The sequence below is a fragment of the Achromobacter sp. 10T422 genome, from assembly GCF_056394065.1.
The window spans coordinates 461,440-484,093 of the sequence record NZ_JBFTHD010000006.1; the positions used below are offsets into that span (position 1 = coordinate 461,440).

21 protein-coding genes are annotated in these 22,654 nt (G+C 63.8%); 6 read left to right on the forward strand and 15 right to left on the reverse strand.

Annotation, left to right across the window (positions count from 1 at the left end):
• Positions 1–7 precede the first annotated feature (7 nt).
• Both AC1DB0_RS18635 and AC1DB0_RS18640 read left to right on the forward strand, forming a co-directional pair.
• Positions 8–3,316, forward strand: coding sequence for a hybrid sensor histidine kinase/response regulator (locus AC1DB0_RS18635; RefSeq protein ID WP_476758717.1), 3,309 nt, complete (start codon positions 8–10; stop codon positions 3,314–3,316).
• A gap of 55 nt (positions 3,317–3,371) precedes the next feature.
• Entirely contained in the window at positions 3,372–4,022 is a 651-nt protein-coding gene (locus tag AC1DB0_RS18640; protein ID WP_054422778.1) for a response regulator, read from the forward strand.
• Positions 4,023–4,040: 18 nt separating this feature from the next.
• On the opposite strand, the gene AC1DB0_RS18645 is transcribed toward AC1DB0_RS18640, so the two are convergent.
• A complete protein-coding gene (locus AC1DB0_RS18645; RefSeq protein WP_447578595.1) occupies positions 4,041–5,186 on the reverse strand; it encodes a BamA/TamA family outer membrane protein in 1,146 nt (381 codons plus the stop codon).
• A gap of 270 nt (positions 5,187–5,456) precedes the next feature.
• Here AC1DB0_RS18645 and AC1DB0_RS18650 point away from each other — a divergent pair, with 270 nt between their 5' ends.
• Positions 5,457–6,152 (forward strand): pentapeptide repeat-containing protein, encoded by a 696-nt coding sequence (locus tag AC1DB0_RS18650; protein WP_175170149.1) that lies wholly within the window; start codon positions 5,457–5,459, stop codon positions 6,150–6,152.
• Positions 6,153–6,164: 12 nt separating this feature from the next.
• Here AC1DB0_RS18650 and AC1DB0_RS18655 read toward each other — a convergent pair whose 3' ends face one another.
• The 8 genes from AC1DB0_RS18655 to AC1DB0_RS18690 form a co-directional block, all read right to left on the reverse strand.
• Complete coding sequence (locus tag AC1DB0_RS18655) at positions 6,165–8,402, reverse strand: phosphocholine-specific phospholipase C (RefSeq protein WP_476758450.1); 2,238 nt, start codon at positions 8,400–8,402, stop codon at positions 6,165–6,167.
• A 49-nt stretch (positions 8,403–8,451) separates the two neighbouring features.
• Positions 8,452–8,631 (reverse strand): hypothetical protein, encoded by a 180-nt coding sequence (locus AC1DB0_RS18660; protein ID WP_082387030.1) that lies wholly within the window; start codon positions 8,629–8,631, stop codon positions 8,452–8,454.
• 172 nt (positions 8,632–8,803) lie between these two features.
• Positions 8,804–9,769, reverse strand: coding sequence for a bifunctional helix-turn-helix transcriptional regulator/GNAT family N-acetyltransferase (locus AC1DB0_RS18665; protein WP_441371910.1), 966 nt, complete (start codon positions 9,767–9,769; stop codon positions 8,804–8,806).
• 159 nt (positions 9,770–9,928) lie between these two features.
• Positions 9,929–10,351, reverse strand: coding sequence for a nuclear transport factor 2 family protein (locus AC1DB0_RS18670; protein WP_156336512.1), 423 nt, complete (start codon positions 10,349–10,351; stop codon positions 9,929–9,931).
• On the reverse strand, positions 10,348–11,577 hold the full coding sequence (locus AC1DB0_RS18675; RefSeq protein WP_254600579.1) for an SAM-dependent methyltransferase: 1,230 nt from the start codon (positions 11,575–11,577) through the stop codon (positions 10,348–10,350). Before AC1DB0_RS18675 ends, AC1DB0_RS18670 begins: the two co-directional genes overlap by 4 nt.
• Entirely contained in the window at positions 11,567–12,385 is an 819-nt protein-coding gene (locus AC1DB0_RS18680) for a DUF1365 domain-containing protein (protein WP_476758451.1), read from the reverse strand. Before AC1DB0_RS18680 ends, AC1DB0_RS18675 begins: the two co-directional genes overlap by 11 nt.
• Positions 12,382–13,671: an NAD(P)/FAD-dependent oxidoreductase gene (locus AC1DB0_RS18685; protein WP_054422790.1), complete on the reverse strand. Its 1,290-nt coding sequence runs from the start codon at positions 13,669–13,671 to the stop codon at positions 12,382–12,384. Before AC1DB0_RS18685 ends, AC1DB0_RS18680 begins: the two co-directional genes overlap by 4 nt.
• On the reverse strand, positions 13,668–14,243 hold the full coding sequence (locus tag AC1DB0_RS18690; RefSeq protein WP_476758452.1) for a chalcone isomerase family protein: 576 nt from the start codon (positions 14,241–14,243) through the stop codon (positions 13,668–13,670). Before AC1DB0_RS18690 ends, AC1DB0_RS18685 begins: the two co-directional genes overlap by 4 nt.
• A gap of 116 nt (positions 14,244–14,359) precedes the next feature.
• Here AC1DB0_RS18690 and AC1DB0_RS18695 point away from each other — a divergent pair, with 116 nt between their 5' ends.
• Complete coding sequence (locus AC1DB0_RS18695; protein ID WP_054422794.1) at positions 14,360–14,980, forward strand: TetR/AcrR family transcriptional regulator; 621 nt, start codon at positions 14,360–14,362, stop codon at positions 14,978–14,980.
• Between the two features lie 130 nt (positions 14,981–15,110).
• On the opposite strand, the gene AC1DB0_RS18700 is transcribed toward AC1DB0_RS18695, so the two are convergent.
• Together AC1DB0_RS18700 and AC1DB0_RS18705 are read right to left on the reverse strand one after the other, a co-directional pair.
• Positions 15,111–15,779, reverse strand: coding sequence for a DNA-3-methyladenine glycosylase I (locus tag AC1DB0_RS18700; RefSeq protein WP_476758453.1), 669 nt, complete (start codon positions 15,777–15,779; stop codon positions 15,111–15,113).
• A complete protein-coding gene (locus tag AC1DB0_RS18705; RefSeq protein ID WP_054422797.1) occupies positions 15,776–16,186 on the reverse strand; it encodes a lysozyme inhibitor LprI family protein in 411 nt (136 codons plus the stop codon). Before AC1DB0_RS18705 ends, AC1DB0_RS18700 begins: the two co-directional genes overlap by 4 nt.
• A gap of 163 nt (positions 16,187–16,349) precedes the next feature.
• Between AC1DB0_RS18705 and AC1DB0_RS18710 the strand changes: the two genes are divergently transcribed.
• Positions 16,350–17,159, forward strand: a complete 810-nt coding sequence (locus AC1DB0_RS18710) for a metallophosphoesterase (RefSeq protein WP_447982499.1) — start codon at positions 16,350–16,352, stop codon at positions 17,157–17,159.
• On the opposite strand, the gene AC1DB0_RS18715 is transcribed toward AC1DB0_RS18710, so the two are convergent.
• The 3 genes from AC1DB0_RS18715 to AC1DB0_RS18725 all read right to left on the reverse strand — a co-directional run bounded on the left by AC1DB0_RS18715 (position 17,156) and on the right by AC1DB0_RS18725 (position 21,216).
• Complete coding sequence (locus tag AC1DB0_RS18715) at positions 17,156–19,321, reverse strand: TonB-dependent siderophore receptor (protein WP_476758718.1); 2,166 nt, start codon at positions 19,319–19,321, stop codon at positions 17,156–17,158. The two genes, AC1DB0_RS18710 and AC1DB0_RS18715, sit on opposite strands and share 4 nt — an antisense overlap.
• Before the next feature lie 222 nt (positions 19,322–19,543).
• Entirely contained in the window at positions 19,544–20,152 is a 609-nt protein-coding gene (locus AC1DB0_RS18720) for a hypothetical protein (RefSeq protein ID WP_476758454.1), read from the reverse strand.
• A gap of 14 nt (positions 20,153–20,166) precedes the next feature.
• Complete coding sequence (locus tag AC1DB0_RS18725) at positions 20,167–21,216, reverse strand: NADP(H)-dependent aldo-keto reductase (protein ID WP_175170159.1); 1,050 nt, start codon at positions 21,214–21,216, stop codon at positions 20,167–20,169.
• 144 nt (positions 21,217–21,360) lie between these two features.
• Here AC1DB0_RS18725 and AC1DB0_RS18730 point away from each other — a divergent pair, with 144 nt between their 5' ends.
• Positions 21,361–22,137, forward strand: a complete 777-nt coding sequence (locus AC1DB0_RS18730) for a bestrophin-like domain (protein WP_054422804.1) — start codon at positions 21,361–21,363, stop codon at positions 22,135–22,137.
• A 66-nt stretch (positions 22,138–22,203) separates the two neighbouring features.
• Here the strand turns inward: AC1DB0_RS18730 and AC1DB0_RS18735 are convergent, their stop codons facing one another.
• Positions 22,204–22,653 carry a GNAT family N-acetyltransferase gene (locus tag AC1DB0_RS18735; RefSeq protein ID WP_054423325.1) on the reverse strand — a complete coding sequence of 150 codons (450 nt, stop codon included), beginning with the start codon at positions 22,651–22,653 and terminating at the stop codon, positions 22,204–22,206.
• Position 22,654: the final 1 nt, after the last annotated feature.

Below are 22,654 nucleotides of genomic sequence, written 5' to 3' on the forward strand. Positions count from 1 at the left end.
GCCGCGCATGCAGGAAACGCCGTTAAGCAGGATCGCTCGCACCTCTCGCCGCCTGAATACCGCACTGTTCGGCATTCTGCCCGTTGCCTTGATCCTGATCGGCGCTCTGCTGTGGGGCGCACAACGCATCATCAAGCAGGAAGAAGACCGTTTGCTGATGGATTTCGCCGTCCTCGTGGGCTATATCCACGAACAGGAAGGCTTCCTGATCCAGTTCAGCAAGGAAAACCAACGCTTGGATGGCCGGCCGCCGATCGAACACGTTGAGCTTGGCGCCCCGATGGCGGCTTCGCGCCCCGATTTTCGGCTCTATCGCGGACAGCATGCGTTTGTGGCCATGCCGTTTTCGCTGCTTTGCCGCTACGCCGCCGAATGTCCGGCAGCGGGCAGCCCCGTCCCAGCAGCGTCCGGCTACTTCGCCGATTTCTACAGCACGTTCTGGGCCAACTCGTACTTTCCTTCGGCCGCCGCCTTTTTGGTGAACCGCACCGACAGCGTCACGGTCGCCGTGCCTGCCATCAACGTGAAGCCCGGCTATGGCGTCCCGCTCAGCGAAGGCACCTTGCTGCTGGTCGATGACGGCGTGCGCGCCTGGCTGAACAAGCCCCAACCCGTTACCACGCCCCCTTCAGCCGCTGCCTCCGACACGGAAATCATCGACGAACAACCCGACCGAACGGTGCAGTGGTTCCGCGCGCCGGGGCTGAACAACCGCATGATCGGCATCATGGCCGCCGGCCTGCCTGACGCCGCCTGGAGCAACCGCGACGGCAAGCGTGCCGAGCTCTTTGCCGTCACGCTGCTCAGCCGCAACCGCATCAACATCTACGATAAGGCGCTGCCCTCCATCCAATACGACGCCTTCTGGCTGAGCCACCGTGATGAAGGCCTGATGATCGGCGACGGCCCCGCGCCCGTGGGCGGCCACGATGGCCTGAACTACATGGCCGATGGCCTGGTCATGCAGGTGACGGACCCGGCCGGGCGCTGGACGGCGCATTACCGCGTCAGCTATGGCAACTTCTTTCAAGACAATCTCTGGCTGCCGGTCAGCGCCCTGCTGGCGCTACTGCTGAGTCTGGCAGGGGGCATCGGCTATCAGCGGTGGTACAGCCGCCGCGTGATCGAGCCCGCGCAGATCGCGCACCGCGATATCGCCGAAAGCGAAGAATTCAATCGAACGCTGATCCAGACGGCGCCCATCGCGCTGTGCGTGTTGGCGCGAGCCGATGGCGATGTGCTGTTCGCCAACAGCCTGGCGTTGGAATGGCTGGGCGCCGCAGCCGGACAGGGGCTGCGTGATTCGCCCGCCGCGCAGCCCCTGCTGGACCAGGTGCTGCACGCCGCGGAACCCGGCACCATCGAGACCTTCCACGCCGACGACGGCCGCCCGCTATACGTGGCCTATTCGCCCACCCGCTACAAGAAGCAGAGCGTGGTGCTGTGCGCCTTCGCCGACATCAGTGCGCGCGCCGAAATCGAGCGCACGCTGGCGCAGGCCAAGCGCGACGCCGACAAAGCCAGCGAGGCCAAATCCACCTTTCTTGCCACGATGAGCCACGAAATCCGCACGCCGCTGTATGGCGTGCTGGGAACGTTGGAACTGATGGGCATGACCGAACTGAACACCGAACAACGTCAGCATCTGGAACGCATCCAGAACTCGTCGGTGATTCTGCTGCAATTGATCAGCGACATCCTGGACATCACCAAGATCGAGTCGGGTCAGCTGGCGCTGGAGTCCAGTGTGTTCAGCCCGCGCGACCTGGTGGAAAGCTGCACCCGCTCGTTTGCCGCCATGGCAGGGCAAAAGGGGCTGCTGCTGTTCGCCTGCGTGGACGGTTCCGTGGCGCCCTGGGTAATGGGGGACGCTGTGCGCATCCGGCAGATTCTCAGCAACCTGCTCAGCAACGCCATCAAGTTCACCGAGTCCGGCCACGTCATCGTGCGGCTGCGCGGGGCGAATCTGCAAGACGGCGCGCAACGGCTGACATTGCAGGTGGTGGACACCGGCATCGGTATCGGCAAGTCCGAACAAAGCCAGCTGTTCAGCCCGTTCTACCAAATCGACAGCGCCAGCCACACCGTGCGCGGCGCGGGCATCGGCCTGTCGATCTGCGCCCGCCTGGCCAAGTTGATGGACAGCCAGATCCGCGTGACCAGCGAACTGGGCCTGGGCAGCAGCTTCGCGCTGGACCTCGTCTTGCAGCCGGCCGACGGCCCCGCCATCGAACTGCCTGATCTGCACGGCATTCGCATCCAGGTGCGCAGCCCGCATCGCGAACTGACCGACAACGTCTGCCTCTGGCTGAACCGCTGGGGCGCGACAGCGGACCCTGCCACCGGCTCGCAGCCCCGCGGCGAACGCGATGATGTCTTCCTGGACCTGCTGGGCGCCAACGATGCCCGGCCCGTCAACTGGGCCGGGCATTACCTGGCGGCGGGCGACCCCTGGGCCAGCGCCCCCGGCGCGCCGGAACAGATCGATGGCCACGACCTGGACAGCATCGGGTTCGCCATCGCGCGCCTGGTGCGGGGCGATCCGGTCGTGCCGCCCGCGGTCAGCGCCGATGCCGTCCTGGACCCACTCGACTTGCAGGTGCTGGTGGCGGAAGACAACCCGATCAACCAGGCCACGCTGCGCCATCAGCTTGAGCAGTTGGGCTGTACGGTGACGGTGGCGGCAGACGGGGCGGAAGCGCTGTCGCTGTGGGAACTGGGCGCCTACGACCTGCTGCTGACCGACGTCAACATGCCCAAGATGAATGGCTACGAGCTGACCGGCACGCTGCGCGAGCGCGGATTCACGCAACCCATCATCGGCGTCACCGCCAACGCCATGCGCGACGAAGAAGCGCGCTGCATGGCGGCGGGCATGAACGCGTGGCTGGTCAAGCCAATTGAACTCAGCACCTTGCGCCGCCACCTGGGCAATGTGGCGCCGCGGCGCCACGACAAGGCGGCCCCCCCTTCGGACACGCCCCCGGCCGCTGCCGCTACGCCCAACGCTGATACCCCCACCAACTCCGATGCGCTGTCTCCGCTCGTCCCCGCCCAGTACCGCCGCCTGTTCCGGGAAACCATGGAGTCGGATCTGGCCAAACTGGAAGCCGCCATCGCCCAGCGCGACGTGCGGGTAGCGCTGCAAACCATGCACCGCATGCGCGGCGCGCTGGTAATGGTAAAAATGACGCCACTGTCATCTCAGCTCGAAGCCATCGAATCCCGGCTCAAGCGCAATGACCGGGACGAACAAGCCTTGCAGGACACCTTGACGCTGATAGTTGAACTCAAAGACCTTCTGGTCCAAGTCTGATTCTTGGTGCAGAATGGTCCCGATAATTCATCCCATCAATACTCCGCGTCCCCGCATGGAACGACTTCGAATAGTCTTGGCAGACGATCACCCGCTTGTGCTTATGGGCATGCGCGATCTGCTCGATAAGGATCTCAGCTTTGAGGTCACGGCAACATTGGCCAGCCCGACCGAGCTGGTCGAACACCTGACACAAGATCTGCCGAATGTAGTCATCACCGATTACTCCATGCCCGGCGATGAAACCTATGGCGACGGCATCCGGCTGGTGAAATACCTGACCCGGCATTTTCCGCGCGCGCAGGTCGTTGTGCTGACGATGGTGTCGAACCCGATGATCATTTCAGCACTGTATGACGCAGGGGTTGCGGCGGTGGTGCTCAAGCGCGACAACCTGGCCGAAATTGTCACGGCATTGCAGACGCTGCAAGCCGGGCGCAAATACTATCCCCCCGGGTTTCAACGCGACGGCACGGTAGATTCCCGCACCAAGTTCATCGGCGAACGCATCAACAGCCTGTCCCCCAAGGAATTCGAAGTGCTGCGCCACTTCATTCGGGGTGAATCCATGATGCAAGTGGCCGAGACGCTCAAGCGCAGCGTCAAGACCGTGAGCGGACAAAAGATATCCGCCATGCGAAAACTGAACGTGCAGACGGACCAGGAACTGGTGGCGTTCTGCGTGGAAACCGAGATTTTCCAGTAACGCCGTCGGCCCCTGGCCTTAGCGCCAGGCGCTGCCCACCTGGATATAGAACGCGTTCTGATCCTTGCTGTGGGCCACGTCGATACCGACGGACAAGCCCATTTTCTTAGCGATCAAATAGCGAAAACCCGTCCCCACGCTGACCACGTTGGGCGCTTCACTGAATGAATTCCAGCGGCCGTAGGCTTTGCCCAGCCCCGAAAACGCCAGCAGCGACCAACGCGGCGTGACGTTCCACCGCAACTCCAGCTCGGACACCAGCGCAGTCTTATCCTGATAGCGGCCGCGCGACACGCCGCGCAAATCGATGGACGGCTGCGCGTAAAACGGCACCGCGCCACTGGTGGTCTGGCCGTCCAGACGAACGCCCAGGTTCCACTCTGGATTCAACGGCATCCACGTGTAGCCGCGCGCGCTGTAGGTATCGAACGACTGCGAACTGCCCAGCCAGCCCCGCGCAAACTGCGCCTCAATTTCCGCATAGCTGCCCTTCGTGGGGTAGAACATGTTGTCGCGGCTGTCGTAATCGACCACCAGGCCCAGCTTGCCGATGCGCCCCTGCTGGTCAGCCGAGCTAAGTTCGCTGGCGGCGTCCCCCGTGAAGCGTGTCGTGGAATTGAAGTAGGTGTAGCGCGGCCCGATGTACCAGCGCGAATCCCCTACGCGCGCCAGCAGCTGCTGCACCAGAAACGTGCCCTTGAGCTCGTAACTTCGTCCGACATTCAGCTTGCCGTAGTAATCCAGGTTCATCCGGCCGTGGGCCAGCGCGCCCAGATAGCGGTAGCGGTCGCCGTCCCAAGTATGAAAGTGGAACAGCCCGCCAAAGCGGCTGCCGTTTTCGGTCAGCGCGCCACCGATGCCGGTGACGTTCGGCGGCGCCTTTTCGCCCTCTTCGCGAGGCGCGCTGCCGGCCTCTTCCAGTGACTCCGAAAAGTACAGCAGCATCGCCCCGCCGCCGTACCCCACCGCGGGTTCGGTGATGACGATGGGAATCGGCATGACACCTTTGCGGTGCAACAGGAAATCACTGGTGTCGAAGTCCCCATCCTGCGTGTCTGTGAACGAGGCGGAATCTGCGGCGTGCGCATTGAAGGCCAGCGCCGTGAAGGCCAAAACGGTGATCGCCCAACCCGTGATCGCCCGGGCGCATCGGCCCCGACGCATCGCTTTCATCCGGGGACCTGCTTCAAGCCGATGGCTGCCCCCCCCTTCCTGCACCTGCATAGACGGTTCCTTTCAACACGACTTGACTTGCGTGAACGGGAGGAAGCCGGCCTGCGGACGTCAAACCGGCTGACGAAACAGTAAAGAAATACAGGCTGTTTCACAAGCGCGGAAGCGGCGCTTCTGGCTTGGTATCCTTTGGGGCTTGCCCGAGCGGACGCCGCGCCTTTGCGTCTACATTGCTCGGGCGCATCAAACCGAGACCGTGGCATGACGCAAGACGCATTTGAATCCATTACCGACCAGGAAGTGAACCGCAGCGCCATGCAGGCGCTGCTTGAACAAGCGGCGGGCCGCCCGTTGTTCTTCCAGGACTGCGATTTCCAGAACGCTGACTTTTCCCGGCTGGATCTGCGCGGCGCGCAATTCACCGCCTGCGCCATCGCCGACGCCTCGTTTCAGGGCGCCACGCTGGCCGACACCACCTGGGTGCGTTGCCGGGGCGGCCGTGCCAATTTTGCGTCGGTAGATGCCAGCGACGCGGTCTTCCAGAACTGCGATCTGAACAACGCCAACTGGCGCCGTGCGCGCCTGGCCGCCGCCCGGTTCCAGGGATGCAAACTGACCGGTTCCGACTTCGACGGCATCGCCTGCCTGGGCTGGACGGTTGAAGAATGTTTGCTGGTCGGTGCGCTCTTGCGCGGCGTATCGTTCCGCAAAACCGCCCTCATGCAGCTGGACTTTTCAGATGCGGATCTTGCGGGCAGTGATTTCCGCGACACCGTCTTTCACGGCGGCAGCCTGCGCAACGCCAACCTGAAAAACGTGCGCTTTGAAGGCGCCGACCTGCGCGAAGTGGATTTAAGCGGCATCGACCTGACCGCCGCCGCGCGGCTGGCCGGCGCCACCATTTCCAAGACGCAGGCCGCCGCGCTGCTGGCCGAGCTGCGCATCAGTGTGATCTGACGCGCACGGGCGTCAGCCTTCGGCGCCCATCGCCGGGTCGCTCACCGTGTGCTTGCCCGTCTCGACCCGCCCGGCGAAGCGGCGATAGAAAGCCGGGTCGCTGGCGCACGTGACGGCGAAGTCATACCACTGTCCGCTTTCGGCAAGCGCCCAGTGCAACGATGCCGTCGCGCCGCCCGCCACGGATTGCTTCCACGGGCCATCCTGCCGATAGGCCAGCGCCGTCACCGTGAAGTCACCGGCATTGGCGCCCGCGTTCATGAGCTCGGCATAGACGTCGCCATTGGCGATGTCGTAGCAAACGCGGATCTCGGGTGCGACCCCCGAGTCCGCGATGCGGCTGGTATCGCCCTTGAAGTGGCGATGCAGGCCGTTCGGCCCCAGCACCCACAAGTCATACCGGCCAAGATTGTCCTGGAACGCATTCCAGGTATCCGACAAGGACTTCCCCGCTTCCACCACATAGCGGCGCGGCACGCGGTCCAGGTTCAGCCGGTCATACACATGGAACACCGCCGCCTGCGTGCCGGTATTGGAGAACAGCAGTTCCACCGTACCCACCGCGCTGCAACGCGCACTGGCGTGCAGTTCATACGGCAAGGCGCGCGACGGACGCGTGCCGCTGGCCTGAATGGGCAACTGCATATCCGTGGGCAAAGGCATGGCGGGTAACGCTTCCTGTGCGCTGCGCAACTGGTCGGCGGCGCTGCGGGTGCTGCGCCCGGCCAGCGTGGGCAAGGCCTCGGTGTTGGGCGTCTGGAAGTTGAACGCGCTGGTCAGGTCGCCGCACACGGCACGGCGGAATGGGCTGATGTTGGGTTCCTGCACGCCGAAACGCGCTTCCAGAAAGCGCAGCACCGAGGTGTGGTCGAACACCTGCGAATTGACCCAACCGCCACGGCTCCAGGGAGAGATGACGAACATCGGCACACGCGGGCCAGGGCCATAGACGCGGCCATCCGGCGCGGGCTGGCTGCTGCTGCCGGCGGGCGCGGGATGCGAGAAATACTCAAACGCCATGTCCGTATCGCTTAGCGTGGACTTGCCCGCTTTGCCCAAACCCGAATCGGGCGACGGCGCAGACGGCGACGGCACGTGATCGAAGTAGCCGTCGTTCTCGTCGAAGTTCACCAGCACCACCGTCTTGCTCCAGACTTCGGGCACGGCGGTCAGCGCGTCCAGCACTTCTTGCAGGAACCACGCGCCTTGCACCGGGCTGGACGGGCCGGGGTGTTCGCAATAGATCGACGGCGCGTTCATCCAGCTGACTTGCGGCAGCTTGCCTTCGCGGATGTCGCGCTTGAAGGCGTCCAGATAGTTCTCGGGCGCGGTGCCGGGCAAGGTGTTCGCCACACCCTTGTATAGCGGGTTATGCGCGTTGTCGCTGGCGGCGTCGTAGGCGTGATACGGCAATGCCTGGCCGGTGTTGGCGTACGGCACGCCGGGCTCGCCCCCGCTGGATACCGGAAAGCCGGACGCGATGTTCGCGCGGCGGAATTGCTGGAAAGCGCCCAGCATGTTGTCGCCCCATTCGTCCGGCATGTTCTGGTACGAAATCCAGCTGACGCCAGCGGCTTCCAGCCGTTCGGCATAAGTCGTCCAGGTGTAGCCGGTGTTCTGCGACGCCGGCCGGCCGTCGATCCAATCCCACTCATTGTTCACGAACGACGCGCCGCCTGCGGTCGCGCCATTGGTGCCCGTCAGGTGGAACGCGCGGTTGGCGTCGGTGCCAGTGTGCATCGAACAGTGATAGGCGTCGCACAAAGTGAACGCGTTGGCCAGCGCGAACTGGAACGGAATCTCGCGTTCCTTGAAGTAGCCCATCGCGATGTCGGTCTTGTGCGTGGGCCATTGCGTCATACGGCCGTGGTCCCACGCGGCCTGGCTATCCACCCAGGTGTGGTGCGCGCCATCCGCGCGCTGCGCGTTGTGGGTGTTGCCATCCAGATGGTAAGGCGTGAGCACGGCGCCGTTGGCGCGCTCTTGCTGCCAGACGCGGCGCCCGTTGGCCAGGGGAATGGTGAAGCGGTCGCCAAAGCCGCGCACGCCTTTGAGCGTGCCGAAGTAATGGTCGAACGATCGGTTCTCTTGCATCAGGATGATGACGTGCTCCACATCCTTGATGGTGCCCGTGGCGTTGTTGGCCGGAATGGCCAGCGCGCGGCGGATGCTGGGCGGAAATGCGGCCAGCGCGGCGGCGGCAAAGCCTGCGCCCGTGGCGGTCTGTAGAAAATTGCGGCGTGAATTCATCTCGAGGCTTCTGGGTCGTTAAGGTCAGGGCAAGTCAGCGCGACGGCGTTCAAGGCGCGCATCGCAGCAGCGGCGCAGGCGCGGGCGGCTGAGGCTGGGGCTGCTCGGTGACAGGAGGCTCGGGAGTGGGCGATGACGGCTCGTCGTCGTCATCACCGCCACAGGCGGACAAGGTGACGGCCACGAGCAAGGCGGCCGCAAGCGTTCGTGCAATGCGTTTGGGAGGCATGGGGAGTCGGTGGGGTGAGGAAAACTTTCATGCCGCTTTCAAGCGGCAAGACCCCAGCGAGTCTAGGAACGCGACGTGACAACCCCGTGAATCCTCACGGGGTGATTCAGGCCGCGTTGTATCGGCGTATGTCCACGCGGACATCCGCGTGTCATGTGCGTAAGACGAGCGGTCAGCGGCGGCGCAGGAAGCGCTGTTCGACGACGACGCTGCCCCACTGCTGGCCTTCGGATTCGTCGGTCAGCACAAAGCCCGCTGACTCATACAAGTGGCGCGCGGCGTCCAGCCCCTTGAAGGTCCACAGATAGGTCTCGTCGTAGTGCGCGTCGGCAAAGGCCAGGGCGCGCTCAAGCAGTGCGCGGCCCACGCCCATGCCACGCAAGGCGTCGTCCACAATGAACCAGCGCAGGTGCGCCTGGCGCTTCGCAAGATCGCCGTCGATCACGATGCTGGCCAACACCCTGCCCCCGTCCACATACAGCCATATGCCTTTGCCCTGTGCGGGCAGGCCTTCCGCGAAGGCAGCCAGCTCGCTGGCGACCTTGCGTTCGAAGTACACGCCGAAGCCCGACGTTTGTGCGTAGTAGCGCGCGTGCAGGCTGGCGACATCGCCAATGCAGCCGGGCACATAGCCGTCGTGAATCGAATCGCTGATGGATGTGGCGGGCGGCGCCAGGTTGGGATTTTCGCGTGACAGCGCATCGGCATACAGCGACATGAAGCGGATCAGCGATTGCTGATCGTCAGGCGCCAGTTTGCGCAATGCCCGCGACACCTGATCGGTGGCGAACTGGTCGATGCGCGCACGAAGCTCCAGACCGGCTGCGGTCAAGGTCAAGCGGGATGCGCGCGCATCGTCGGTATCGGTTTCACGCGTCACCAGGCCGGCTGATTCCAGCTTGGCCAATTGGCGGCTGGTGTTGGATTTATCCAGCCTGAGAATCCCCGCCAGGTCGCGCGCCTGAATGCCGGGCTGCAAACCGATTTCGATGATGGCGTGTACGGCGGAAGGGGCGAGATCGCTGCCGGCCAGCGACGTGCGCATGAAGCCAAGTTCGCGTACCAGCTTGCGGGAAAATTCCCGCAAATCCCGGATGGTCTGCTCACGGGACTGAGGAGGAAAATCGATGAGATCCATGGGGCGCCCCAATAAGTTGCGGTTCGCAACCAATATAATTGCGAGCCGCAACCAAATCAAGGAATTTTCAGCGTCGCCGCTACCCGGCCCCCCCGCTGCCCGGCTACCTCGCTACCTCGCTACGGCGCTTCAGCGCTACGGCGCCACCGCGCTACCGCTCTACCGAGCGGACATTTTGCGCCGTAACCGGCGCAGCACGGCGCCCAGCACCGGAATGCGTTCGTAAATATGCGCCGCCGGGTCCCAGAAATCCTGGTGGTCGATGATCAAGCCTTGCGAGTCCAACACCAGCGCGCTGGCCCCTTCGAAGTCGAACGCGTGGCCTCGGAACGCGCCGTCAAACCGCCACACCAGAAAGGCGTCCACGCCCTGTCCGCCCTGCCGCAAGATATGAAAACGCGGCTGCTCCAGATTCTGGAACATGTGGGCGTAAACATGCGCGATGCCGGGCAGGCCGTGCACATCGTTGAACGGATCAGCAAAGTGCGCATCGGGCGCGTAGACGGTATCAATGCTGGGCAGTGTTTGCGGCGTCAGCGCTTCAAACCAGGCCGCGATTTCTTGCAGGCGTGCGTTCATCATTGCGTCCTTTTCTCTAAAACCCAATGCCGGACATCCGTGCGGCCTTCTCGAAAGCCGGCTTCGCAATAGCACAGATACATGCGCCACAAGCGGATGAAGGCGTCGTCGAAACCTTGCGCGCGCACCGCCTGCACCTGCGCGTCAAACGCGTGGCGCCAGCGCAGCAGCGTATCGGCGTAGTCCAGGCCGAACGCGTGTTCGTCGATGATGTCGAGCCCGGCGCGTGCAGATTGTTCACGGATCACGCGTGGGCAGGGCAGCATGCCGCCGGGAAAAATGTATTGCTGAATAAAATCCGTACCGCGCCGGTAGGTGCCGAACGCTGCGTCGGCGATGTCGATGGATTGCAGCGCAACCCGGCCGCCGCTGCGCAGGTTCCGGGCCAAGGTATCGAAGTACACGGGCCAGCGGCGCTCGCCCACGGCTTCGACCATCTCAATGGAGACGATGTGGTCGTACTGTCTGGCGCCCAGGTCGCGGTAGTCGCGCAGTTCCAGCGTGACGCGGCCGTCCAGCCCTTGCGTTTGCATGCGCGCGCGGGCCCATTGCAATTGCGCGTCGGACAAGGTGATGCCGTGCACGTGCAAGCCGCGTTGCGCGGCGCGCTCGGCAAAGCCGCCCCACCCGCAACCGATCTCCAGCACGTGCTGGCCGGGCCGGGCGTTCAAGGCATCCAGCAGCCGGTCGATCTTGCGGTGTTGCGCGGCCTGGAGCGATTCCGTGCGATCCGCGCCGAACAGCGCGGCGGAATAGCTCATCGACGGGTCCAGCCACAAACGATAGAAGTCGTTGCCCAGGTCGTAGTGGGAAAGAATATTGCGGCGGCTGCCTTTGCGGGTGTTGTCGCGCAGAAACAGATGCGACAAGCGCCGCGCCAGCAACGCCCACCACTTGCCTGCCACAGCTTGAGACAATGCGGCCTCGTTGCGCAAGGCCAGGGTGAACAGCGCAAGCAGATCGGGGCTGTCCACCCAACCCCGGCGCAGGCTTTCCGCAAAGCCGATGTCGCCCTGTCGCAAGATGGCCGGCGCCGCCCGCCAATCGCGGATGATCAGTTCGGCATGCGGCCCGCCGCCGGGCTCGCCGTACAGCGCGTGCCCGCCCGATGGGTCCGTCAAGGCCAGCGTGCCGACGCGCAAGCGCGCCGCCATCGCCATCAATCCACGCGCGGCCCAGCCGGGCCTGGCGGCAGCGCATTCAACGCTGAGTTCGTCTTCACTCATCATGGCCCTCGCGCGGGTAGGTCACTTCGCTTGGCGGCGCAGCGGGTTTGCGTTGGTATGGCACCTTGCGCAAGAACAGGCGCAAGGCTTGGAGATGAATGCGCGCCACCACGCCCAGCGTCATGAAGGGCATGGCGAGCAGCGCGCGCAGCAAGGCCGCGGAGGACAGCGGCGTGCCGACGCTTTGAATGGCGGTGTGCAGCAACGGCGCGGGCAACGCGGGATCATCGAAGTAGTCGATGGCGACGCGATGCGTATCGCCCTGCTCATGCACGCGAAAGCGGTACACGCCTACCACGCGGCAGAACGGCGACACATGAAATTCCTTCGTGGTTTGCAGGGCTTCGCCATCATGAATGGCCCCGCCGTCTGGCGCTCGCAACACGTATTGATGGCGTTCGCCAAAGGTGTTGTTGACCTCGGCCACCAGCACCCGCAGCACGCCATCGGCGTCATGCACGTACCAGAAGCTGACGGGGTTGAAGACATAACCGAACACGCGCGGAAAGCTCTGCAGCCACACGGCGCCCACGTCCATACGGATGCCGGCGATGTCCAGCCGGGAACGCAGCCAGTCCATCGGATTGCCGCCACTGCGGTCGCCGTGGTCGGCAAAATGAAACGCCACGGGGCGGCGGCGGTTGACGCCGAACAGCCATGACGACCGTCCATCCATCTCTGCCGCCTGGTCGACGCGCACGCGCAGGCAAAACACGGGGTACGTGAAGCGATGCACAACGGGTCGGGTGCGCGCATGCACCACGCGCGCGCGAGCGAGTTCGATCGGGGCGGTGGTGAGCGCCGCTGTCATGGCGCGGTGCTCCACGGTGGCGACACGCCGAAGTCAGCCGCAACGCGGATGGCGGATGCCAAGCCGTCCTCATGAAACCCGTAACCCGTCCACGCGCCGCAGAACCACGTGCGCGCGCGGCCCTGGATGCCGGCCAACTGGCCTTGCGCCACAACGGTGTCGGCGTCCAGGACGGGGTGCTCGTAGTCGAACCGGCCCAACACGCTGCTGGCCGCCGGTTCCTGCTGCGGGTTCAGCGTGACGATCACCGGCTGCTTGAACGGCAGCGGTTGCAAGTGGTTGAGCAGATAGCTGACCGACATGGGCGCATCCGCCGTGGGGCCGGCCAGATAATTCCACGCCGACCACACGGCGCGCCGGCGCGGCAGCAAGGCCGTGTCGGTGTGCAGCACGGCCACGTTGGGCTGATAGCGCACGCGCGACAGCACGTCGCGTTCGTCTTCGCTGGCATCCAGCATGGCAAGCGATGTTGGCGCATGGCAGGCCAGCACCACGGCATCGTAGCGGTCAACATGCCCGGCCGACCGCACTTCCACGCCGTCGGCCAGCCGCTTGACGGTGTGCACCGCGCTGGACACGCGCACGTCTGCAATGCGCGGCAGCATCGCATTCACATACTGGCGCGCGCCGCCCTTGACCGTTTTCCATTGCGGGCGGCCGGCCACTTGCAGCAGGCGGTGGTTCAGGCAGAAGGACAGAAACGTGCGGGCCGGTTGCTGCAACACCATGCTGGGCGGCGTGGACCAGATGGCGCCCGCCATCGGCAGCAAATACCAATCGCGCATGGCCTGGCCGTAGCCTTCGTCATCCAGCAGATCGCCCAAGAGCGCATAGGGGCCGCAACGCGCCAGATAACGCGCGGCGTGGCGATTGAAGCGGAGGATGTCGCGCAGCATGCCCAGGAACGCGGGGCGCATCAGGTTGCGGCGTTGCGCGAACACGGTGCCTAGGCTTGTGCCAGCCCATTCCAGATCGGGCTGCGCGAGCGACACACTGAACGTCATGTCGCTGGCGTGTACGGGAATGTTCAGATGCCGGAACAACTGCACCAGGTTGGGATAGGTCAGGTCGTTATGCACCAGAAAACCGGTGTCGACCGGGTGGCGTATGCCGTCGACCTCGGCGTCTACGGTGTTCGTGTGGCCGCCCACATAGGAGCCGGCTTCAAACAAGGTCACGCTGTATTTTTCAGACAGCAGCCACGCCGCGCTCAAGCCCGACACGCCGCCACCGACCACCGCAATGCGGCCGCCCGGCGGGATCGGCGCGGACAGGGCGCGGTTCATGCGGCGTCCTGACGATTCAGGCCCAGCAGATTCGCGCGCAAGGCCGGGCTGCGGGTACGGGGGTCGAGCCAGATGGCAGCGAACGCGCGGGCGAAGGCGGGGCTGTCGATATCGCCCGCCGGCGTGTCGCCACGGAAAAAGCGCACGCCCTCGCCGCGGCGAAACCAGCCGGTCAGGCGGTCGCCCGCGGCCACATCAGGAAAGCGTTCGCGCATGGCCTGCGTCCAGGCGGCCAATTCGTCGGCGGGCGTGTCGGTCAACCGGGCGATTTCTTCGGTAGAGGTGGAGACGATCTGCTCGCCCGGAATGTTGCGCAGGTAGCGCAGCATCAAGACGAAGTCACCATCGGGATCAAACGATGTGGACGTGTCGGGCGCCGTTGCGTCGGGCGCCGATGCGTCGGGCGCCGCTGCGTCGGGCGCCGCTGCGGGCACATAGAGATAGGCGTGATACAGCCGGAACACGCTCCACGTGAGCAAGCCATGGCCGATCAGCCGCCAATCGGCGGGATGCGCCGTCAGCAACGCGGACGGCAACGCAACTTCCAGGGGTTTCGACGTCGGGGTGGCCATGTCGCCGCCTTGTTGTGAACCGATTAGTCACGATTAAACCATCAAGTTTAAAAAAATACTATGCAGTTTAGATTTAGACTATGCAGGCAAATTTCTGCCTGAATGGTCTGTCCCCCATGCCCGCTGCCGCCCCCGTCAAGAAACTGTCCTTCAAACAACAGCAACTGTTGCTGCGCGAAGATGCCATCCTGGATTCGGTCAACCGAATGCTGGCGGTGAAGGGCTATGACCTGATGACGATGGACGAAGTCGCGGCCGATGTCGGGATTTCCAAGGCCAGCCTGTACAAGCATTTCGCGTCAAAGGACGCGTTGGCGGCGGCGTCGATGACGCGGCTGCTGGACCGCACGCTGGCGGTGATTGCGGCGCTGCCGGAATCGCTGGGGCCGGTAGACCGGCTGAAGGAAGTGGTGCGCTGGGCCGTGCGGACGCACCTGGACGACGAAATGCCGCTCTTGCCGTCCACCCGGTCGACGATCCAGCAGGCGCTGATCACGCACACGCCCTACCTGGAACGCTTGAGCCAGGTCACCGAAACGCTGGGCGGCTGGATTCTGGCGGCGCAGGAAAGCGGTGAGCTGTCGTCAGACTTGCCGGGCGAAGTGATCCTCTACACGATCTACGCGCGGTCGTGCGACCCGGTGGGCAACTTCCTGAAAATGGGCGGCGCGTTCCAGCCCGACGAGATCGTCGAATATTTGATCACCACCACGTTTAACGGACTGGCCGCGCGCTGACGTCCGATGCCACCCCGGGGCGCAAACCCAGCACGCAAACCCCAGGCGTGAATCGGGCGCTGGTCCCGGCGCTGATCCCGGCGTGAATCCGGCGCTGGTCCCGGCGCTGATCCCGGCGCGGATTCGGCGCTTACCCCGGCCGCTTGAATCCGGCGCGCGCCTGTTCAATGGCGGCGTGGCAGACGCAGCCGCTCATGTGGTCATTGACCATGCCCACGGCCTGCATGAAGGCGTACATGGTGGTGGGCCCCACGAACGTCCAGCCACGCTTTTTCAACGCACGCGATAGCGCCGTGGATGCCGCGGAAGTCGGGTTGTTGTTCCAGTAATCCAGGTCAATTGCCGGGGGCCGCTCAGCAGGCTGCGGTTCGTGCCGCCATAACCAGCCCGCCAACGAACCGGTTTCCTCGGCCAGCGCCACGGCGCGGCGCGCGTTGTTGATGGCGGACACGATCTTCGCGCGGTTGCGCACAATGCCCGGATTGCCCATCAGGCGGTCCACATCGTGCTCGGTATAGCGCGCCACGCGTTCGAAATCGAAATCATCAAAGGCTTCGCGAAACGCCTCGCGCTTGCGCAAGATGGTGATCCACGCCATGCCCGCCTGAAACCCTTCCAGGCAGATCTTCTCGTACAGCCGGCGGTCGCCGCCGACGGGCCGCCCCCATTCGTGATCGTGATATGCCGGCATTGACGGCTGCCAGAAGCAGCGCGGCGCGCCCGCTGCATCAAGAATCAGGCCAGCCTTGCCGGGCGCGGGTGGCGTGCCCGCGGCGTCTTCAAGCGCTGGCATCGTCATTGCTTACCGGGTACGGGGCAGCTCATGTCGCCTTCTTCGCACTTCAGGTACGCGCGCAGTTCTTTCGTGCGGGCCTGCGTCAGCTTGTCCAGGCACTGGCTCAGCACCATGGGATAGGCGCTGCCGCCCGTGGTGCCGGCTGACGAGAACGCACATTCCGCATCGCGAAAAAACAGCCATGCCTTTTGCGCGGCCTGCAATTGGGTCAGCTTGGTCTTATCGTCTTTCAGCCGTTGCGTGACGTCTTTGTACGCCGCGTTCAAGTCGGCGTCGGACGTTCGATAGGCCTGGTCGGCGCACAGGTTCATGTCGGTCTGCGTTTCGGCATTGCTGCAATTTTTCAGCGGCTGCGCCTGTGCGCTGGCCGCCAGGATCAGCGCGGCAGCCGTGGCGATTGCGATACGCATAAACGTTTCTCCTGTTGAAGGGTTGAGTCGGTAAAAGGGTTGAGTCGGTAAAGGGTTGAGTCGGTAAGTAATGGCGCCCGAAGCGTCCGTCTGATGGGAAAGTGTCGCATGGATGGGCACGGTGGCGCATGCCGCAGCCGGCCCATCGCCTAAGATATCGGCCATGAAGATTCAATTGCTCTCTGATCTGCACCTGGAATCCGACCCGACCTTTCTGGCGCGGCCCACCCCTGGCGCCGACCTGCTGGTGCTGGCGGGCGACATCGGCTCGTACCGTGAAGGTTCGAAACTTTCCAGCACCGACTTCGGCCTGGGCAGCTACGCGCCACGCAACGGCTGGCCCACGCCTGTGGTGTTCGTGCCTGGCAACCATGAATACGACAACCTGGATTTCGACGACACGCATGATCGCCTGCGCGAGCTCTGCCACGCCCTGGGCATCCAATGGCTGGAACGCGACACCTGCGTCATCGACGGCGTGCGCCTGGTCGGCACCACGCTGTGGACGGATTTCGATGCGCTGGCGTCAGACAGCGACGCGCTAGGCGTGGCGCTTGCCAAGCGAGCCAAGGCGTTTCGCGCGGCCGACTTCTATCTGGAAAAGGCGCAGATGCGCCGCCAGGGCGCGCCCTTCATGGCGGAACAAATGCGCGAGCAAGGGCTCGTCTGCCAGCAATGGCTGGACGCCGCGCTGCGCGTGCCGTTTGACGGCCCGACGGTGGCCATCACCCACTTCGCGCCGACGCTTGCCAGCGCCGACCCGCGCTACGGCGTCACACCCGGCACGGCCGGCTTCTGCAATACGTTGGACGCGTTGCTGCCGCTGGCGAACATGTGGATGCACGGCCATCTGCATTGCGCACATGACTACGTGAAAGACGGCTGCCGGGTCGTGGCCAACCCGCTGGGCTATGCCAAAAAAGGCGAACAGGCTGACTTTTCGCCTGATCGCCTTTGGGAAGTGAACGCTTAGAACTTCAGGCTGGCGCTCAAGCCGTAGGTGCGCGGGTCGCCGGCCTTCACGTAATCCGACGATTGGAACAGCCAGTAGCGCTTGTCCGCCAGGTTGTTGATCCCGGCGCGGAACGTCGTCTCGTAGCCATAGATGCGCGTGTCGTAGGTGGCGCCGATGTTGATGATGGCGTAGTCATCCACGCGCACATTGTTCGACGCGCCCAGCATGGTGTTGCCGGTGTATTTCACATCGGCGCGCAGCTTCAGGCCCGGCAATTGCGGCACCGAATACGACACCTGCGCCGCCGCCACCAGCTTCGGCGCGCCCGCCACGCGGTTGCCCGTGTAGGCATTGCCCTTCTTGTATTCCGAATCCAGGAACATCAGGCTGCCGCCTACGTTCCAGTTCGCGGCCACACGCGCCGACGCGCCCAGCTCCAGGCCCTGATAAATCGACTTGCCGTCTTKGGTCAGTTCATTGGCAGCGTTTGCGTACTCGGCCTTTTTCTCGATACGGAACAGCGCCGCGGTGGCCGCCCAGTCATCCTGGTTGGTCTTCAAACCCAATTCGTACTGCTTGCTCTTGAGCGGGTTCAGCAAGGCGCCGTAGTTGGCATAGGTGTTGCCCACCGACGAACCCGGCTCCAACGATTCGATGTAGCTGGCGTAGGCCATCGTCTGCGGCGTGATCTTGTACATCAACGCCACGGTCGGCGTCAGCACGCCGTTCTTGTCGTAGCGTGACGACTGCGCGCCCGTCGCATCAAAGCCCACCTGCTCGTAATTCGTATAGCGCAGGCCGCCCAGCAGCGACCAGCCGCCGGTGAGGTCGATGGTGTCGCTGGCGAACATCGCCTTTTGCGTGATCTCGGCCGCGCGGTACAAGTCCAGGCTGCCTTCGCTGTAGTACGTGTTGGTGTTCTGCGACCGCAGGTTGCCCGTGCCTTGCAGTTGGTACACGCCATTGACGCTGTAGTCGTTCTTCTGCTTCTGCCACGACGCCCCCGCCACCACGTGATGCTTCAGCGGCCCGGTTGCGAACTTGCCTTCGACCATGCCCTGCCATTGGTTGTAGCCGTAGGCCTCGCCGTAATCGGAACGGTAGTCGTCGTAGTCGCCTGCCTGGTTTTGCAGGAACAGCACAGATTCATTGCGGCGCGTGCGCGTCGAGCTGTAGCTGTAATCGGTGCGCACGCTCCAGTCGGACGACAGCTGGTACTTCAGGCCCGTGGAGTAGTAGCGGAATGCGTTGTCGGCGTACGGGCCTTCGCCCACGAGTTTGCCGTTGTCATTGCGTACGGGCGACGGCAACTCGCTGCCCGCCAATTGGCCCGCGTAAATGGTGGGTTCCTGGCCGATCGCCTTGCGGTCCTGGTAGATGGACTGGAAGTCCCAGGTCAGCTTGTCGGTCAAGCGCGCGTCCAGCGCCAGCGAGACGGAGTCGCGATACAAGGAGCCGCCGTTGTACGTGTTGCCTTCTTCGTGCGTCGCGTTCAGGCGGTAGCCGAATGTGCCGCTTTGGCCCACGCGCCCGCCCAGGTCCACCTGTTCACGCAGCAAGCCTTTGGACACATAGCCCAGTTCGATGCTGCGCACCGGCTCGTCCGTCGGCTTCTTCGTCACGTAATTGACCAGGCCGCCCGGCGATCCAAAGCCGTACATGAAGCCCGAGGCGCCCTTCAACAAATCAATCTGCTCGAACTGTTCGAACGGCAGCGTCGTCACATAGCTCAGAAACGGCTTGCCATCGATGCGGTAAGAATTCTGCCAATCCAGCGGCAGGCCGCGCACCGTCAGGTAGCTGGCCCACGCGCCGTAAGACGCGCTGTTGTCACTGACGGACGCGTCCAGTGCGAACACGTCGCCCAGCTTGTTGACCTGCCGGTCCTGGATGTCTGCCGCGGTCACGACCGTGGTCGAAAACGGCGTTTCCAGTTGGCTGCGATTGCCCAGCGCGCCGGTGTTCACGGGTGCGGACAGATGCTCCAAGGTGTCGTCGATTGATGTCGCGTTGACGGTCACCGCCGGCAATTGCGCCACGCCCTGCGAGTCGGCGGCGGATTGGGCCTGTGCTCCGCCTGAGAAAACCATGCCCAACGCCAGGGCAAGAACAGAAGGCGTAACAGCAGACCGTGCAAGCTTGCGCGCACGGCACTTCCGGTTGGAAGTCGGACGGACCACGTTGAATTCTCCAGAGCAGACGGGCAGAAAGATTGGATTTTTATTATTAACGATACTGATTCGCAATAATATTTACGATTCCGCACAACGCTGACTGCTACCTGGATAGCGTGACGCTTTCAAAACGTTTGATGGATCAATCACTTGCGCCGAATTGCCCCATGGCGGGGCATGTCGCGCGGGGACAACAGCGGAAGCTGCTGCCCCGCGATGCTCGAAGACTTAAGGCTCCAGCCCCGCCACCGGCAAGGCGAACAGCACAATCGCCGGATTCGCCACCACGAACCCCGTGCCCGCCAGGAACATCACGGGCGACAGCGCGCGCGCCATGTCCGCGCTGCCTTGCGAGTCTTGCACCGTGACCTGGTACGACTGGTCCAGCGCCGTCTGCTTGCCCCCGGCCGCCTGCGCCACGCTGGGCGTGCCCGGCCGGGCCAGGTAGCGCTTGCCCTTGATGTGATGCGTGTAATAAACCATGCCTTCCTTCGTGGTCTGGAAGTGCATGGCCAGCGCCTGTTCACGATCACGCGGCGTCGCGTTGCCCATCAGCTGCAAACGCACATAGCCCCAGGTGAAGCCATCGGCCCCAACATAAAAATCGCGCGGAATCCCGGCGGTCAGCCGGGTTCGGAAGTCAGCTTGCATCGCCTGCGCCATTGCAGGCGGCATGTCGAACAGATAGTGATACTGCGGGCCCAGCACCGCAAACGTCTTGCCGTCCGACGACACCATCAACGTGGAGACGTTTTCGGTGTACGTCTTGGTCGACGCGCAGCCCGCCATCAGGAGGGCAAGCGCGGCGAGAAGCAGCGTGGTCAGGAAGCGTTGCATGGGCCGGGTTTCGATCAAGGCGCCGGATTCGGATAGCGCGTGTGGATCGCGTCAATCGCCTTCAGCACGTCCGGCGACAAGGTGACGTCGACGCTGTCGATGTTTTCTTTCAGCTGTTCCAGCGTCGTCGCACCGATCAGATTGCTGGTGACGAACGGGCGCTGGTTCACCCAGGCCAGCGCCAGGTGCGTCGGCGAGATGCCGTGTTCGCGCGCCAGCGCCACGTACTCGCTGGTGGCCGCTTCCGCCTGCGGATTGCTGTAGCGCGTGAATCGCGTGTAGCGCGTCAGGCGGGCGCCTTCGGGACGTGCACCGTTCAGGTACTTGCCGCAAAGCATGCCCATCGCCAGCGGCGAGTACGCCAGCAGGCCCACGCCTTCGTGGTGCGTGAATTCCGACAGGCCGATTTCGAACACGCGGTTCAACAGGCTGTACGCGTTCTGAATCGACACCACGCGCGGCAGGTTCTGGGTATCCGAATGACGCAGGAACTGCGACAGGCCCCACGGCGTTTCATTGGACACGCCCACGTGGCGCACCTTGCCGGCACGCACGAAATCCTGCAATACCGACAGGGTCTCTTCGATCGGCACGGTGTGCTCGTCTTCGACCCACGGGTAATTCAGCTGGCCAAACGTGGCGGTGGTGCGGTCGGGCCAGTGCAGCTGATACAGGTCCAGGTAATCCGTCTGCAAGCGCTTCAGGCTGGCGTCCAGCGCTTCGGTCAGGTTCTTGCGGTCCAGGAAGGTCTTGCCATCGCGGATGTGGCCGGGGCGTTTGGGGTCGCGCACCGGGCCGGCCACCTTGCTGGCCAGCACGATGTCCTGGCGGCGCTTGCGCTTCGCGAGCCACGTGCCGATATAGGTTTCGGTCAGGCCCTGGGTTTCGGGCTTGGGCGGCACCGGGTACATTTCGGCCACGTCGACCAGGTTGACGCCGCGCGACAGCGCGTAGTCCAGTTGTTGATGAGCGTCGGCCTCGGTATTTTGTTCGCCCCAGGTCATGGTGCCCAATCCAATCAGGCTGACATCCAGGTCGGTACGGCCGAGTTTGCGGGTTTTCAAGTTCTGCTCCGTGCGGGGTCTTTAGAGAGGAACCGACACCTTACCGCAAGTACTTGGCGTTTCGCTGACAGAATCAGGGCATCCGGCAGCTTGCCACCCGCCCGCAAATCCGCATACGCTGGCCTCTTCGCGACGGGGAGCGCCATGCTCAGGAACTTCGACGAGTCTTATCTCTTCTTCATCGGCGTCATCGTTTTCCTGGGCATCATCGAGCTCTGCTTCCGGCTGGGCCTGCACCAGCGCAAGCCCGGCGATGAAACGCACCGCACGCACATCACGGCCCTGCAAACCGCCCTGCTCGGCCTGCTGGCCTTGCTGCTGGGCTTTACCTTTGCGATGTCGGTCACGCGCTTCGAGGCGCGCAAGAACCTGGTGCTGGAAGAAGCCAACGCCGTGGGCAACGCGTACTGGCGTTCGCAGCTGATTGCGCCGTCCGCACGGGCGCAGGTGCCGAAGCTGCTGCTGGAATACACGAAGGCGGCGCTGGAACTGCATGACGCGGAAAACGACGCTCCGCGCTTTGACGCCGCCAGCGCCACGTCACGCCGCATCGAACGCCAGATTCGCGCCCTGGCCGCCGCCACCGCCGACAACCCGCCCGCCGTGTCGACCATCATGTTCATTCAGGCCATCAACGAGATGGCGCAGATCAACGAGAAGCGCCGCGTGGCGCTTGAAAACCACGTGCCCGAGCCGGTGTTCTATTTGCTGTTCATCGTCAGCGGGGGAGCCGTGGCGTTCATTGCCTACGGCACGGGCTTGCATGGGCGCAGGCGCTTGATTTCAACCGGTCTGTTTGCCGCGCTGATCGCCTTGGTGCTGACGTTTATCGTCGACATCGATCAGCCGGGAACCGGCGTGATCCAGGTCAATCAGGAAAGCATGGAGCGCATGCAGAAGACGCTGGAGCAGGAAATGTAGCGAAGGGTTCCGGGCGTGCGGCGAGTCCAAGGCGTAGGGAATTGGCGCTTCCGGCTCGTCCGGCCTTCAGAACACGTACTCCAGCACCTCGTCGCCCGCAGCGTCGAACGTACCCGTCGAGCGCCATCCCAAGTGGCGATAGAAACCGTAAGACCGCACGGCAGGGTCCGTGGCGCACCCCAGGAACAATCGCTTGAAACCCAGCTGACGCAGCGCGTCGCGGGTCATGTGCAAGACGGTCTTCCCCACCCCGCGCCCTTCGTATTCCGGCAACAGCGCCAGCACAACGATTTCCCCGGTGTCGCGATGCCCGAAGCAATAGCCGGCAAGCCTGCCGCCGTCCAGCGCGACAAAGCCGGGATACAAGCCCGCTTCAATCCCCGCACTCCACGTTTCGCACGTGATGCCGGCGTCGGCGAGCTGCGCTTCGGTGACGGCGTTCTCGCGAGTTCGGGTGCGCAGCGCGATGCAGTCGGCGGCGTCTTCGGGAATGGCGGGGCGGTAGGTGATGGTCATG

Coding starts and splice junctions, on each gene's coding strand:
- AC1DB0_RS18700 (WP_476758453.1), bottom strand. CDS start 15,779: ATGACGATGCCAGCGCTTGAAGACGCCGCGGGCACGCCACCCGCGCCC.
- AC1DB0_RS18650 (WP_175170149.1), top strand. CDS start 5,457: ATGACGCAAGACGCATTTGAATCCATTACCGACCAGGAAGTGAACCGC.
- AC1DB0_RS18670 (WP_156336512.1), bottom strand. CDS start 10,351: ATGATGAACGCACGCCTGCAAGAAATCGCGGCCTGGTTTGAAGCGCTG.
- AC1DB0_RS18705 (WP_054422797.1), bottom strand. CDS start 16,186: ATGCGTATCGCAATCGCCACGGCTGCCGCGCTGATCCTGGCGGCCAGC.
- AC1DB0_RS18690 (WP_476758452.1), bottom strand. CDS start 14,243: ATGGCCACCCCGACGTCGAAACCCCTGGAAGTTGCGTTGCCGTCCGCG.
- AC1DB0_RS18675 (WP_254600579.1), bottom strand. CDS start 11,577: ATGATGAGTGAAGACGAACTCAGCGTTGAATGCGCTGCCGCCAGGCCC.
- AC1DB0_RS18730 (WP_054422804.1), top strand. CDS start 21,361: ATGCTCAGGAACTTCGACGAGTCTTATCTCTTCTTCATCGGCGTCATC.
- AC1DB0_RS18660 (WP_082387030.1), bottom strand. CDS start 8,631: ATGCCTCCCAAACGCATTGCACGAACGCTTGCGGCCGCCTTGCTCGTG.
- AC1DB0_RS18735 (WP_054423325.1), bottom strand. CDS start 22,653: ATGACCATCACCTACCGCCCCGCCATTCCCGAAGACGCCGCCGACTGC.
- AC1DB0_RS18640 (WP_054422778.1), top strand. CDS start 3,372: ATGGAACGACTTCGAATAGTCTTGGCAGACGATCACCCGCTTGTGCTT.
- AC1DB0_RS18635 (WP_476758717.1), top strand. CDS start 8: ATGCAGGAAACGCCGTTAAGCAGGATCGCTCGCACCTCTCGCCGCCTG.
- AC1DB0_RS18720 (WP_476758454.1), bottom strand. CDS start 20,152: ATGCAACGCTTCCTGACCACGCTGCTTCTCGCCGCGCTTGCCCTCCTG.
- AC1DB0_RS18685 (WP_054422790.1), bottom strand. CDS start 13,671: ATGAACCGCGCCCTGTCCGCGCCGATCCCGCCGGGCGGCCGCATTGCG.
- AC1DB0_RS18645 (WP_447578595.1), bottom strand. CDS start 5,186: ATGCGTCGGGGCCGATGCGCCCGGGCGATCACGGGTTGGGCGATCACC.
- AC1DB0_RS18665 (WP_441371910.1), bottom strand. CDS start 9,769: ATGGATCTCATCGATTTTCCTCCTCAGTCCCGTGAGCAGACCATCCGG.
- AC1DB0_RS18710 (WP_447982499.1), top strand. CDS start 16,350: ATGAAGATTCAATTGCTCTCTGATCTGCACCTGGAATCCGACCCGACC.
- AC1DB0_RS18655 (WP_476758450.1), bottom strand. CDS start 8,402: ATGAATTCACGCCGCAATTTTCTACAGACCGCCACGGGCGCAGGCTTT.
- AC1DB0_RS18695 (WP_054422794.1), top strand. CDS start 14,360: ATGCCCGCTGCCGCCCCCGTCAAGAAACTGTCCTTCAAACAACAGCAA.
- AC1DB0_RS18680 (WP_476758451.1), bottom strand. CDS start 12,385: ATGACAGCGGCGCTCACCACCGCCCCGATCGAACTCGCTCGCGCGCGC.